This window comes from Polaribacter staleyi, from assembly GCF_038024045.1.
Taxonomy (GTDB): domain Bacteria; phylum Bacteroidota; class Bacteroidia; order Flavobacteriales; family Flavobacteriaceae; genus Polaribacter; species Polaribacter butkevichii.
Genome location: NZ_CP150665.1, coordinates 4,081,640 through 4,096,726 on the forward strand (window position 1 = coordinate 4,081,640; position 15,087 = coordinate 4,096,726).

Consider the following 15,087-nt stretch of genomic DNA (forward strand, 5'->3'; position numbering starts at 1 on the left):
AGATAATTACAAAAAAGGTGCCAATGGTAAAATACTGACAGTTTGACTATGATACTAAAGTAGAAAACTCTTGTAAATCAGGCAAATAAAATAATGTTAAAAATTATTAAATAATGTTGATAACTCTACTTAATTACAAGTGCTAAAACCTTTGTAGAGACAAGGAAAAATAGTATCTTGCCTTGTTTTAAAAAAGTGAAGTAATATTAATCAAAATATATTTATGGCAGACGGAGAAAAGTTAATTCCGATTAACATTGAAGAACAGATGAAATCTGCGTACATCGATTACTCGATGTCGGTTATTGTTTCAAGAGCATTACCAGATGTAAGAGATGGTTTAAAGCCAGTTCATAGAAGGGTTTTATTTGGTATGCATGAGTTGGGCATTAAAGCAACAGGTTCATATAAAAAGTCGGCAAGAATTGTAGGGGAAGTTTTAGGTAAGTATCACCCACACGGAGATACTTCTGTATATGATTCTATGGTGCGTATGGCGCAAGATTGGAGTGTACGTTACATGATGGTTGATGGCCAAGGGAATTTTGGTTCTGTAGATGGGGATAGTCCTGCAGCAATGCGTTATACTGAGGTTAGAATGCAGAAAATATCAGAAGATATGTTAGCTGATATTGAAAAAGATACGGTAGATCATCGTTTAAACTTTGATGATACGTTGCAAGAGCCAACCGTATTGCCAACTCGTATCCCTAATTTATTGGTAAATGGAGCTTCTGGGATTGCAGTAGGTATGGCAACAAATATGGCGCCACACAATTTAACAGAGGTTATTAATGGTACTGTTGCGTATATAGATAACAGAGATATTGAGATTGATGAATTGATGCTGCATATTACCGCACCAGATTTTCCTACAGGAGGAATTATTTATGGTTACGATGGTGTAAGAGATGCATTTCATACAGGTCGTGGACGTATTGTAATGCGTGCTAAAGCGGTTATTGAAGAGGTTAAGGGGCGTGAGTGCATTATTGTTACGGAAATCCCTTACCAAGTGAATAAGGCGGAAATGATTAAAAAAACGGCCGAACTTGTAAATGATAAAAAATTAGAAGGAATTGCGAATATTCGTGATGAATCTGATAGAAATGGAATGCGTATTGTATATGTATTAAAACGTGATGCAATACCTAATATCATTTTAAATAAATTATTTAAATACACACAATTACAAACTTCTTTTAGTGTAAATAATATTGCATTAGTAAAAGGAAGACCAGAGCAATTAAATTTAAAAGAATTAATTCATTACTTCGTAGAGCATAGACATGAAGTTGTTGTTCGTAGAACAGAATTTTTACTTAAAAAAGCAGAAGCAAGAGCTCATATTTTAGAAGGATTAATAATTGCTTCTGATAATATTGATGAAGTTATAAAAATTATTAGAGCTTCTAATAATGCAGATGAAGCTAGAGAAGCTTTAGTTGAGCGTTTTGAATTAACAGAAATTCAAGCAAAAGCAATTGTAGAAATGCGTTTGCGTCAGTTAACAGGACTAGAACAAGATAAATTACGTGCAGAGTTCGATGAAATTATGTTAACAATAACTGATTTAAAAGATATTTTAGCAAACGAACCTAGACGTTACCAAATTATTAAAGATGAGTTATTACACATAAAAGATAAGTATGGTGATGAGCGTAGATCTGTAATAGAATATGCTGGTGGAGATATGCGTATAGAAGATATGATACCTAATACAAAAGTTGTGGTAACAATTTCTAATGCAGGGTATTTAAAACGTACAAATCTAGAAGAATATAAAGTTCAAAATAGAGGAGGTAGAGGGCAAAAAGGAGCTACAACAAGAAATGAAGATTTCTTAGAGCATTTATTTGTTGGTACAAACCATCAATATATGATGTTCTTTACTCAAAAAGGTAAAGTATTCTGGATGCGTGTCTATGAAATTCCTGAAGGTGGTAAAAATACCAAGGGTAGAGCAATGCAAAACTTAATCAACATAGAGCAAGACGATAAAGTAAAAGCATTCTTAGTAACACAAGACTTAAAAGACGAAGACTATATTAATAGCCATTACGTAATTATGGCAACTAAAAAAGGTCAAGTTAAAAAGACTTCTTTAGAACAATATTCTAGACCAAGAACTAATGGTATTAATGCTATTACTATTAAGGACGGAGATGAGTTGCTAGAAGCAAAATTAACTACAGGAGATAGTCAAGTAATGTTAGCATTAGCATCAGGTAAATCTATTCGTTTCGAAGAAGCAAAAACTCGTCCAATGGGAAGAACTGCTTCTGGTGTAAGAGGAATAACTTTACAAAATGATAACGATGAGGTAATTGGTATGGTTGCTGTAAATGACATGGAAAGTAATATTCTTGTTGTATCTGAAAAAGGATATGGTAAACGTTCTAAATTAGAAGATTATCGTGTTACTAATCGTGGTGGTAAAGGTGTAAAAACTTTAAATATTTCTGAAAAAACAGGAAATTTAGTGGCAATTAAAAATGTAGATGATTCTAATGATTTAATGATTATTAATAAATCAGGTCTTACTATTAGAATGGCTGTAGAAGATTTAAGAGTTATGGGACGTGCAACACAAGGAGTTCGTTTAATAAATATTAAAGATTCAGATAGCATTGCTGCCGTAGCAAAAGTAGCTCACGATGAAGAAGTAGAAGAAGAGGAAGTAGTAAATGATGTAGAAGGAAAAACAGAAAGTGGCACGGAAATTGAAAATGATTCAAATGAAAATCAAGAATAACAATAAATTAATAATTAGTAAAATGAGAAATCAAATATTAGCGTTAACAGTTGGCTTTTTATCAATAGCATCTTTTGCGCAGAAGAATGAACTTAAAGCTGCCGAAAAGGCAATTAAAAAAGGGGCGTTTAAAGAAGCAAAAGCAGCATTAGCTGGTTTAGAAGGCGCAGAAGACTCAATGGATGCAAAGTACAAAGCAAAATATTTCTTTTTAAAAGGATCTGCGTACGGAAAATCTAACGTAGAAAAAGCAGCGGCTGCATACAATAAGTTAATTTCTTATGAGAAAGAAATAGGAAAGCAAAAATATACAAAAGAAGCTCAACCTAAATTAAACGAATTAATACAATTTGTATCTAAAAAAGCAATTGATTCTTATAATGGAAAAGATTACAAAAAAGCGACAAATAATTTTTATTTAACGTATAAATTAAGTCCAACTGATACTTCTTTTTTATATAACGCTGCTTTAAGTTCTTCTTTAGGTAAAGATTACGATAGTGCTTTAAAATACTATAAAGAATTACAAGATGTTAAATATACGGGTATTACAACTCAATATATTGCTGTAAATAAAGAAACAGGTAAAGAAGAAAACATGGGAACCAAAGCAAATAGAGATGCAATGGTGAAGTTTGGTAAATATATAAAACCTAGTAAAAAAGTTTCTGAATCTAAACAAGCAGAAATTATCAAAAATATTGGTTATATATATGTAAACCAAGGAAAACCAGAATTAGCTGTTGCTGCTTTAGAGGAAGCTAGAAAAGCGAATCCAAAAGATATCAATTTATTATTAAATCAAGCTCAAATGTACATTAAGCTAGAGCAAATGGATAAGTTTGGAGCCTTAATGCAAGAAGCTGTAAAATTAGATCCTACAAATCCTACTTTGTTTTTTAATTTAGGAGTTGTAAATGCTGGTGAAAATAAAATTGAAGAAGCTATTGGTTTTTATAAAAAAGCGATAGAATTAGATCCTAAATACGGAGATGCTTATTTAAACTTAGGGGTTACCATTTTAAACAAAAGAATTGATGTTATTAATGAGATGAATGAAAATTTATCGAATGATAAAAAATATACAGAATTAGAAGGTACATTAAAAGAAATTTGTAAAGAAGCATTACCTTATATTATAAAAGCAGATGAGCTTGGTAGAACAGAGGGGACTGTAAGTACACTTTTAAATATTTATGATACTTTAGAAATGACTTCTGAAGCAGATGCTTTAAGACCAATTTATAAAGAAATGAGAGGTCAATAATTAAGACCTTTTTAATAAAAAAACCGAAACTAATTTTTAGTTTCGGTTTTTTTTATGTCTGATTTTTTTTAATTTAAGAAATCATTTTTTTAATAATTCTAAGTTTGTGTGTATGTTTTTGAAGTTCAGCATTAAATATTCCGCTATGATCTAAAGTATCAATTCTAACTTTACCATGAGCGTGTATAATGTGATAATCACTTAAAATGATACCTACATGAATAATTTCTCCTTCTTCATTATCAAAAAAAGCCAAATCACCAGCTTCACTTTCTTCAATAAAACTTAATACTTCACCTTGGGTGGCTTGTTGCTTTGCATCTCTTAAAAGTTGATGTCCGCAAAGTTTATATACCATTTGTGTAAAGCCAGAACAATCAATGCCAAAAGGAGTTTTTCCTCCCCATAAAAATGGTGTGTTTAAATAATTAAAAGCAGTTTGTGTAATTTCATTTTTAGATTTTTTTTCTGATACAACACTGCCTTCGTAGAGATATAATTCTGAGTTTATTTGCAGTTTTCCTGCATTGTAAAAAGGTAAGTTGGCACCTAACGGAATGGTGGTTAACTCGTTTTTACTGTTGGTAATAAAATCAATCATTTCTCCTGAAAAATATTGCTTTTCAGTTTTTAATTTTAAAAAGAAATCTGTACTAATTTCTGTGTATTGTTTATTATCTATGTAACCTTCGTAGTTATCAAAAGTTAAGCGAATTTTACTCCAATCTTTTTGTCTTTCAATAACCTCAAAAGTTTCACCAAATAAAACCTGACTAGTCATTTCAGATTGGTCTGATTCTTCAGTTCTTAAAGGAACCATGCTTAAATTACAAATGCCGTATAACAAGTTATGAGTTTTGAATTATAAGTTCTAAGTTATTTTTTCTACGAAATTCTTTCTATAACAAATGCACTAGCACCACCGCCACCATTACAAATTGCAGCTGCTCCTATTTTAGCATTTTGTTGTTTTAAAATAGAGGTTAAAGCAATTACAATTCGTGCTCCAGAAACACCTAGTGGATGTCCTAAAGAAACAGCGCCACCATTTACATTTACTTTGTCATCAGTAATGTTTAAAATTTTCATATTAGCCAAACCTACAATAGAAAACGCCTCATTTAATTCAAAATAATCTACATCATCAATAGATAAGTTTGCTTTTGCTAATGCTTTTGGTATTGCTTTTGCCGGAGCCGTTGTAAACCAGTTTGGTTCATGAGCAGCATCTGCATAACTTCTAATTTTTGCAATAGGCGTAATATTTAATTCTTTTGCTTTATCTGCAGACATTAATACTAAGGCAGCACCACCATCGTTAATAGTAGAAGCATTTGCGGCGGTAACAGTTCCGTCTTTTGTAAAAGCTGCCCTTAATGTTGGAATTTTATCCATTCTAACATTCTTGTATTCTTCATCTTCAGAAAATATAATTGGTTCTCCTCGTCTTTGTGGAATTTCTACAGGTACAATTTCATCAGCATATTTTCCATCACTCCAAGCCTTGGCAGATCTATTATAAGACTGTATTGCAAAAGTGTCTTGATCTTCTCTAGAAAAACCATACTCACTTGCACATTCATCAGCACAAACACCCATCGCCATATTGTCGTAAGCATCAACCAAACCATCTTTTTGCAAGCCATCTTCCATGGTTATTGGTCCAAATTTAGATCCTTTTCTAGCGTGTTGATAATGAGGAATACTACTCATGTTTTCCATACCACCAGCAACAACAATAGATGCATCTCCTAAAGCAATGGTTTGTGCAGCTAACATTATGGCTTTCATACCAGAAGCACATACTTTATTTACGGTTGTACAAGGAACTGTATTTGGGATACCTGCATAAATGGATGCTTGTCTTGCTGGAGCTTGACCCAAGCCAGCAGAAACTACATTACCCATAAAAACTTCTTCAACTAAATTGGGGGTTAAATTGATCTTTTCTAAGGCTCCTTTTATAGCAATAGCTCCTAATTTAGGGGCTGGTATTGTTGATAAACTTCCCATAAAACTTCCTATTGGAGTTCTTGCTACAGATACAATTACGACTTCTTTCATAAATAGAGTGTTTATTTTAAGTAAGATTTGTGTGCTAAATTAACTATTTTTAATCAATTTAAGTTTTATTATTCTACTTGAATTTTTGAGCTTGACTTTTTTATGGTAAGTTTGTTGTAAGAAGATAGAATCTATGAGTAATATAGTTAATAAATTGTACCAAAACAATGCCATTATTTATAAGGTAATTTTGTTTTTAGTAACCACAGTTGCAATTGTTTATTTGTTTCCAAAAGGAGGACAATTTAAATACGATTTTAACAACGGGCAGCTATGGAAATATGATAATTTATATGCACCTTTTGATTTTGCTATTCAGAAAACAGCAGAAGAAATTGCCATAGAAAAAAAGGAGATTTCGGCAAACTCAAAATTATATTTTACGCATAATTTTGATGTTGAAAATACAGTAAAATCTAATTTTTTAGAAAGGGTTGCTCTTGTAAAACAATCAGATTCTTTGAATCTAGAAGATGTTAAAGATTTGTCTAGAATTGGTCAAAAAGTTATAGATCTTGTTTACAAGAAAGGTTTTTTAGAAGTGTCAAGTCAAGATAGAGTTTCTAATAAAAATGAAATAGTAGCCGTTAGAAAAGGAAACGAAGTAGAAGATGTAGTGTTTAAAAACCTTTTAAGCTCTAAAGAAGTTTTAGAGATAATTAGAAGTAATTTAGAGATAGAAAAAAATGTTTATGCTAAAAAGGTGCTGTTAGACTTGTTGACGGAAATCATAAAACCGAACGTATCTTTTGACGCCCTTTACAGCGAAAAAGTAATAGACAATGAGATTAAAAACATCTCTTATACTAAAGGTAAGGTAGAGGCAGGTAAGTTAATTATTTTAAAAGGAGATATTGTAGAAGGAAAAAAACTAGCCATTTTAAATTCTTTAAAAAGTGAGTCTGAATCTAAGGTTTGGACAGATTCTAATTATAATTGGATTATTTTAGGATATACTATTTTAGTTGCACTGGCTTTATTAATGTTATTATTGTTTTTACATAAGTATAGATTAGAAATATTTGATAACAATAACAAGGTTACCTTTATATTTTTCAATGTATTTTCAATGATTTTTATACAAACATTGGTTATAAAGTACAATTCAGATTATTTATATGTGGTTCCTTTAAGTGTACTTCCAATAGTTTTAAAAGCCTTTTTTGATGCTCGTTTAGGTTTGTTTGCCCATGTTTTAACCGTATTGCTATTAGGTTATATTGTACCTAATAGTTTCGAGTTTATTTATTTACACATTATTGCAGGTATTGTAACTATTTTAACGGTTTCAGAATTATATAAGAGAGCAAATTTATTTATTTCAGTAGCTCAAATTACATTAATTTATATGCTTACCTACTTTGCATTTTCTATTATTAGAGAAGGAAATGCTTCTCAGATAAATTGGACCTACTTTATGCTTTTTGCGGCAAATGGGTTATTGTCTTTTTTATCTATCATATTAATTTATATGTATGAAAAAGTATTTGGTTTGGTGTCTGATGTTACCTTGTTAGAACTTTCTAACACTAATGCAAAGCTTTTAAGAGAATTAAACGAGAAAGCCCCAGGTACGTTTCAACACTCTATGCAGGTAGCAAATTTAGCAGAAGCCGCAGCAAATGAAATAGGAGCCAATTCTATGTTGGTTAGAACAGGAGCTTTGTATCATGATATTGGTAAAATGTTAAACCCAATGTATTTTACAGAAAATCAATCTACAGGTGTTAATCCACACAATGATTTGTCGCCAAGGGATAGCTCTAAAATTATTACAGATCATGTAATAAAAGGAGTAGAGTTGGCTAAAAAGTACAATTTACCAGATAGAATTATAGATTTTATACGAACGCATCACGGAACCAGTTCTACCTATTACTTTTATATGAAGGAAAAAGAATTAAACCCGGATGCAGAAGTAGATATTAAAAATTTTCAATACCAAGGTCCAATTCCGTTTTCTAAAGAAACTGCTATTCTAATGATGTGTGATGCCTCCGAAGCTGCGTCTAAAAGTTTAACAAAACCAACAGCAATGTCTATTAGTAATTTGATTGATAAAATCATGGCTAAGCAAATGGCTGATAATCAGTTTTTAAATTCAGATATTACCTTTAGAGAAATAGAAATTATAAAAAAAGTAATCAAGAAAAAACTGATGAATATCTATCATTTACGAGTTGAATATCCTGAATAAAAAAAATATTTAAAAAAAAATCAAAAAAGTCTTGTATAATCCTTTTTCTAGTCTTAAATTTGCACTCGCAATTTCAGTACAGGCTTTTAAGTCTGTTTCCGAAAGGAGAGATGGCAGAGTGGTAATGCAGCAGATTGCTAATCTGTCGACCTTAGGGTCGCCAGGGTTCGAGTCCCTGTCTCTCCGCTAAGAAATTGCACTCGGGGTGTAGCGTAGCCCGGTCATCGCGCCTCGTTTGGGACGAGGAGGTCGCAGGTTCGAATCCTGCCACCCCGACACAGTTGGTCGTAACAACTTAAAAATTACGGGCTCTTAGCTCAGCTGGATAGAGCACCTCCCTTCTAAGGAGGCGGTCGAAGGTTCGAATCCTTCAGGGCTCACTTAAACCTTCACAGAAATGTGAAGGTTTTTTGTTTTTAGAAACTATTTAGAACAAGCTATAAATTGTTAATAAATTTAAAGTAGACTAACCTCTTAACTTTCAGTAATTAGCGATTAATTTATCTTTTTTTAAAGAACAACAGCATCTAATTCAATAAGAATACACTTCTAAAAGTATATATTCGCGCACAATTTTTTTACTAACTACGAATTCTAAAAAAATACATGAGCAACGTAAAAAACTGGTTAAATTATTACAAAAACAGTTTAACTGATAGTGAAAACTTGGCTGTAGACATTTCTAGAATCAAAAACTTATTCCATCAAAACTATTGCGATTTAAGTTCGGCAACCATCAATCCAAAGAATGCTTCCGAAATGTTAGATGTAGAAGAAAAAAGGATAAATAGGTTAAAAGGAATCACAAAAAAAGACAGTGACAATTACCACAAAGTATTTGATGCCGAAATTATCATTGCGCCTTTTCAGTTAGATTTTGAATCGAGTGACCCTAATTTTAAGCAAAAAACCATCTATCCATTTTGGATTACTGCAAGAGTAAATCGTTTAGGGCAATTATCTGCTCCAAGAGATGTTTTTCCGTTAATTGTCCGTAATTATTTAGATCCTATTGCAGAAGTTGGAAACGATTTTATTTTTTCATCAATAGAAACAGTTACAGAAGCAAGAGAAATAGAACAGCCAGAAAAAGAAGAGGAGGAAGAGAACATCCCTTGGGCAGCTTACTGGGAATATATCAATGTGGTTTTTTCTGAAATTACAGACGGAGCTATAGATAGTTATAGAGCAGTAGGGTATAATACAAATCATAAAGCCACTTATTTTGCAAGGAGCTCTAAAATTTCGGCAGCAAAAAGCATTCTCTTTTTGTACGAAAACTTAATAAATGAAACAGAAGAGCTTCCGTTAATTTCAAAAATTATAAATCCCGTAAATAGAGAACGAAGAGAACCGATTACAGATAAAGGCTTTTTAGATTACAATCATTTGCATTTAGGGCAAATGTCTAATGAGTTTCCATTATCAATAAGTCAGCGTAAAACCTTATTGTCTTATTTTACGGCAGAAGAAAATGCCATTACAGCAGTAAACGGACCTCCAGGTACAGGTAAAACAACATTATTGCAAAGTTTAGTGGCTACAGAAGTGGTAAGAGCGGCTATTAAAGGAGAAGAAGCGCCTGTTATTTTAGCATGCTCTACAAACAACCAAGCGGTAACCAATATTATAGATAGTTTTATAAACTCTAAAAGTGATATGGGGATTTTAGCACAACGCTGGATTCCTGGTTTTAATGGTTATGCAACCTACTTACCTTCCAATTCAAAAAGTGAAAAAAGCTTAAAAAATATCAATTACCTAAAAGGAAACATGTTTGGTAATGAAGGTACTTTGTGTGATTTAGAAAACGAAAATTATTTATATGATGCCAAAAACTTCTATTTTAGTAGTTATTCAGATTATTTTGGGTTTCATCCAGAATCCTTAGAAGATGCCTGCAACCACCTTCAAGAAGAAATTACGGTAATAGAAGATAACATAATAGAAGGGGGACAAATTTCTCAGAACTACTTAATTTCTATAGAAAAGGTAAATAATTTATTGCTAGACAAGAACAATCACATTAAAAAAAATGTAATTCAAATCTCAAAATTACAAGAATGGAGAGATATTATAGTCGATATAAAAGCACTTGCTAAAGACGATCAATTTATTAGTGAAATAAAACGTTATTTTAAAGCCGATTCAGAAGAGGGGAGCTCAAATTCAGAACACCTTTTTAGAATAAATAAAGAAACACTTTCCAGTGATAAAACAGCGCTTGTATTTATCAAAAATTGTATTGCCGATCTTAATTTGGCATTGTCATCAAACTTAAAACTACACAACTGGAAACGTCAAAATGATATTACAGGATATCCTTTTGTTTCAGAAGAACAAATGTGGGAGTTTGAGTATGAAAAAATGGAATCGAATGATAAAACGCACCGTTTCTTTTATGATGAAATAGACTTAAGTCTAAGACACAAGGCTTTTTTATTAGCAACTCATTATTGGGAGGCAAGGTGGATTTTAGAAACAGAAGATGTTTTAGTAAACGAAACAGAAAAAGGAACCGGAGAAAATACAGTTATTGCTAAATGGAAACGGAGAGCAATGCTTACACCTTGTTTTGTGGCAACCTTATATACAGCACCTACACACTTTTTGTACAGTCAGTTTCAAGGAGAAAATGAAGAAGGCAGACCTATTTTTGAATACCTTCCTTTATTTAATTTTTTAGACTTATTAATTATAGATGAAGCGGGGCAAGTAACTCCAGAAGTTAGTATTCCTATCTTTTCATTAGCAAAAAAAGCAATTGTTGTGGGAGATTTAAAGCAAATAGAACCTATTTGGTCTATTCCTTTAAAAATCGATTATGGTAATTTAACCAATCAAAATATAGTAGCAGATCCATCTCATATTGCTTATTTAAATAACATTGGTTTTTTAGCTTCTAGTGGTAGTATCATGAAAATGGCTCAAAATGCCTGCGAATACGAAACACCATTAGTCACCAAAAAAGAAAATGGCTTACTGTTATTAGAGCACAGAAGGTGTAATGATGAAATTATTGGCTTTTGTAACGAACTCGCTTACGATGGTATTCTAAAACCAATGAAAGGAAAAGCCCATAAAGATCAAATATTTTCTTCAATGATGGCTTATCATGTAGAGGGGTATAGCGAACGTAAATTTAACAGTCGTCATAACTTAAATGAAGTAAAAGCCATTATTTTATGGCTAAACATGCATAAAGCCGATATCGAAAAAGCCTACAATGTAGATGCTATAGAAAATATTTTAGGTATAATTACACCTTTTGCAAGTCAAAAAACAGAATTGTCTAAAGCATTAATAGAATCTGGCTTTAAAGTTAACGACATAAAATTAGGAACCGTACACGCACTTCAAGGAGCAGAACGCAATATTGTACTGTTTAGTTCTGTATATAGTAATGAGGACGAAGGTGTATTGTTTTTCGATAGAGACAATAAACCAAATATGTTAAATGTGGCGGTTTCAAGAGCTAGAGATAGTTTTATATTATTTGGAGATACTAGAATCTTTGATGAAACCAAAAACACACCATCAGGAATTTTAAAGAAACATTTAAATATGTTCGAAATGCCTACTTAAAATCAGTTTCAGTAATATAGAGTACAAGAAGTGCAACTAAAAGTATAACATTTGTCGTGCAGAACTTGTTTTAGTATTTTTTCGCCCCTTAAAAAGCAATTAAAGACATAATTTTAAAAAGTATCCGTATAAATTTCCATTTGGGTGTTCCCTTTTTTTTGTTGAGATATAAAAAAGAGTAGGGTTTATATATAGGTACACTTTTGCAATTCAAATAAACTTATAGAATAAAAAAGGTCGGGCTTTCCACTATATCTTTTTGCGAAAAGCAAAAAGGATGCCGTTTCAATCCCTAACACAAAGCCTATAATTGTAATTAGCAAGAAGAAAACAAGCCTACAAAGAGAAATTTTAACAAATAGCCACCTCATTTGTTCTTCATATAAAAAAAACGTCATTGCGAGGCACGAAGCAATCCCTTTATTCTAGTAAATTAAGCTTCTGAGCAAATCGAAGCTTTGTATAAAACCGTTTTTTTTAGATTTAATTCTATTTACAAAGTTTCTACTTCAACTATAATAGACCTTTTTCGGAATTTCTTTTCTACTAAATTAAAAAAAATAATCATTTACCGACCTTATTTAAAAGCAAAAAAACAAATCCAAGTAACCAAGTAAAGTTATTTCAAACCTATTAAGACAAAAAATCAGCGCACACTCTTTCCCGTTTTTAATACTATTATGTTTTAAAAAGTAGCAATTATCCCCAAACCCCACCTAAAACCCAAGATCCTTAAAAAAATAACCAAAAAAACATTTCATGTAACTTACTAGAAACAAAATAATTAGGAGAAGTATGTGAAATAAACAAAAAAAAAGGGTTAAAAAATAGTTGTTAGATTAAAAATGAGTTGTAAGTTTGCACCCGCTAACAGCAATATTGCTTCGTTAGTTTCGTTCATTGAGAAGTTGTAAAGGGATTAAAAATTAAGGAGTTAAGCTGATAAAGTTATAAGGATTTTATCAAAAAAAACTTTGATTTTTATGAGGTTTCTTTGTAAAAAACGTTGTATGTTTGCAGTCCGAAATTTTCGGCAAAAAATTCAGCATTTTTCACAAGCAAATTAAAATAAAAAAAACTTTATTTTTTTTATTGTCAGATTAGAAATAGTTTGTATGTTTGCAGCCGCTAAGAAATACAGCAAAACGATCAGAGAAAATTTGGAATGATTTAAAAAAAAATCAGTTAGTTCGATTCTAACGTTTCTACAAAGTTCGAGATTAAAAGGGGATTGATAGAGTGTTAAAACTTGTCATTTCCGACTCGGCAAAGTTCATTGAAAATATTGAAATTGACAGCGTAATTAAAGAGTAGAATGACCACATTATTAGATTAATGTAAAATTCTTTTGAAACTTATTCATTAAAATATTTAAAATATACAATGAAGAGTTTGATCCTGGCTCAGGATGAACGCTAGCGGCAGGCTTAACACATGCAAGTCGAGGGGTAACATTGTGCTTGCACAGATGACGACCGGCGCACGGGTGCGTAACGCGTATAGAACCTACCTTTTACTGGAGAATAGCCTTTAGAAATGAAGATTAATGCTCCATAGTATTGATTAATCGCATGATTAATTAATTAAAGATTTATTGGTAAAAGATGGCTATGCGTCCTATTAGTTAGATGGTAAGGTAACGGCTTACCATGACTGTGATAGGTAGGGGTCCTGAGAGGGAGATCCCCCACACTGGTACTGAGACACGGACCAGACTCCTACGGGAGGCAGCAGTGAGGAATATTGGGCAATGGAGGCAACTCTGACCCAGCCATGCCGCGTGCAGGAAGACTGCCCTATGGGTTGTAAACTGCTTTTATACAGGAAGAAACACTGGTATGTATACCAGCTTGACGGTACTGTAAGAATAAGGACCGGCTAACTCCGTGCCAGCAGCCGCGGTAATACGGAGGGTCCGAGCGTTATCCGGAATCATTGGGTTTAAAGGGTCCGCAGGCGGTCGATTAAGTCAGAGGTGAAATCCCATAGCTCAACTATGGAACTGCCTTTGATACTGGTTGACTTGAGTCATATGGAAGTAGATAGAATGTGTAGTGTAGCGGTGAAATGCATAGATATTACACAGAATACCGATTGCGAAGGCAGTCTACTACGTATGTACTGACGCTGAGGGACGAAAGCGTGGGGAGCGAACAGGATTAGATACCCTGGTAGTCCACGCCGTAAACGATGGATACTAGTTGTTGGGCATTAGCTCAGTGACTAAGCGAAAGTGATAAGTATCCCACCTGGGGAGTACGGTCGCAAGACTGAAACTCAAAGGAATTGACGGGGGCCCGCACAAGCGGTGGAGCATGTGGTTTAATTCGATGATACGCGAGGAACCTTACCAGGGCTTAAATGTAGTATGACAGGACTAGAGATAGTTTTTTCTTCGGACATATTACAAGGTGCTGCATGGTTGTCGTCAGCTCGTGCCGTGAGGTGTCAGGTTAAGTCCTATAACGAGCGCAACCCCTGTCGTTAGTTGCCAGCATGTTATGATGGGGACTCTAACGAGACTGCCTACGCAAGTAGTGAGGAAGGTGGGGATGACGTCAAATCATCACGGCCCTTACGTCCTGGGCCACACACGTGCTACAATGGTATGGACAATGAGCAGCCATCTGGCAACAGAGAGCGAATCTATAAACCATATCACAGTTCGGATCGGAGTCTGCAACTCGACTCCGTGAAGCTGGAATCGCTAGTAATCGGATATCAGCCATGATCCGGTGAATACGTTCCCGGGCCTTGTACACACCGCCCGTCAAGCCATGGAAGCTGGGAGTGCCTGAAGTCGGTCACCGTGAGGAGCCGCCTAGGGTAAAACTGGTAACTAGGGCTAAGTCGTAACAAGGTAGCCGTACCGGAAGGTGCGGCTGGAACACCTCCTTTCTAGAGAAAGATGGTGAGTTACAAAAAAAGGTTTTTTTTACTCTTTGCTGTTAATTTTAAAATAAAAAAGTATTTAAGCTATTCTAGTCTCGTAGCTCAGCTGGTTAGAGCGCTACACTGATAATGTAGAGGTCGGCAGTTCGAGTCTGCCCGGGACTACAAATAAGCAAGATACTTAAGGAAATTCTGGAAGTAAGGGGATTCTACATTCATAATTTAGGATTTATTCTGAATTTCATAATGGGGGATTAGCTCAGCTGGCTAGAGCGCTTGCCTTGCACGCAAGAGGTCATCGGTTCGACTCCGATATTCTCCACAACG

At 33.5% G+C, this 15,087-nt stretch carries 6 protein-coding genes, 5 tRNA genes and 1 rRNA gene; 10 read left to right on the top strand and 2 right to left on the bottom strand.

Features of this window, described 5'->3' with window-relative positions; translation table 11 throughout:
- Positions 1–223: 223 nt before the first annotated feature.
- Together gyrA and WHD07_RS16955 are read left to right on the top strand one after the other, a co-directional pair.
- Positions 224–2,755, top strand: coding sequence for a DNA gyrase subunit A (gyrA, locus tag WHD07_RS16950; RefSeq protein ID WP_343329343.1), 2,532 nt, complete (start codon positions 224–226; stop codon positions 2,753–2,755).
- Positions 2,739–4,022 (top strand): tetratricopeptide repeat protein, encoded by a 1,284-nt coding sequence (locus WHD07_RS16955; protein ID WP_343329344.1) that lies wholly within the window; start codon positions 2,739–2,741, stop codon positions 4,020–4,022. The genes gyrA and WHD07_RS16955 overlap by 17 nt, the downstream gene beginning before the upstream one ends.
- A gap of 73 nt (positions 4,023–4,095) precedes the next feature.
- Here WHD07_RS16955 and WHD07_RS16960 read toward each other — a convergent pair whose 3' ends face one another.
- Complete coding sequence (locus WHD07_RS16960) at positions 4,096–4,869, bottom strand: C40 family peptidase (RefSeq protein WP_343329345.1); 774 nt, start codon at positions 4,867–4,869, stop codon at positions 4,096–4,098.
- A 38-nt stretch (positions 4,870–4,907) separates the two neighbouring features.
- Positions 4,908–6,086, bottom strand: a complete 1,179-nt coding sequence (locus WHD07_RS16965; RefSeq protein WP_343329346.1) for an acetyl-CoA C-acyltransferase — start codon at positions 6,084–6,086, stop codon at positions 4,908–4,910.
- A gap of 133 nt (positions 6,087–6,219) precedes the next feature.
- On the opposite strand from WHD07_RS16965, the gene WHD07_RS16970 reads away from it, so the two are divergent.
- The 8 genes from WHD07_RS16970 (at position 6,220) to WHD07_RS17005 (ending at position 15,082) form a co-directional block, all read left to right on the top strand.
- Complete coding sequence (locus WHD07_RS16970) at positions 6,220–8,283, top strand: HDIG domain-containing metalloprotein (RefSeq protein WP_343329347.1); 2,064 nt, start codon at positions 6,220–6,222, stop codon at positions 8,281–8,283.
- A 104-nt stretch (positions 8,284–8,387) separates the two neighbouring features.
- Positions 8,388–8,469 (top strand) — tRNA-Ser (locus WHD07_RS16975).
- A gap of 15 nt (positions 8,470–8,484) precedes the next feature.
- Positions 8,485–8,559 (top strand) — tRNA-Pro (locus tag WHD07_RS16980).
- A gap of 30 nt (positions 8,560–8,589) precedes the next feature.
- A tRNA-Arg gene (locus tag WHD07_RS16985) sits at positions 8,590–8,663 on the top strand.
- A gap of 226 nt (positions 8,664–8,889) precedes the next feature.
- A complete protein-coding gene (locus tag WHD07_RS16990) occupies positions 8,890–11,868 on the top strand; it encodes a DEAD/DEAH box helicase (protein WP_343329348.1) in 2,979 nt (992 codons plus the stop codon).
- A gap of 1,380 nt (positions 11,869–13,248) precedes the next feature.
- A 16S ribosomal RNA gene (locus WHD07_RS16995) occupies positions 13,249–14,766 on the top strand.
- A gap of 85 nt (positions 14,767–14,851) precedes the next feature.
- Positions 14,852–14,925 (top strand) — tRNA-Ile (locus WHD07_RS17000).
- A gap of 83 nt (positions 14,926–15,008) precedes the next feature.
- A tRNA-Ala gene (locus WHD07_RS17005) sits at positions 15,009–15,082 on the top strand.
- The last annotated feature ends 5 nt before the right edge of the window (positions 15,083–15,087 follow it).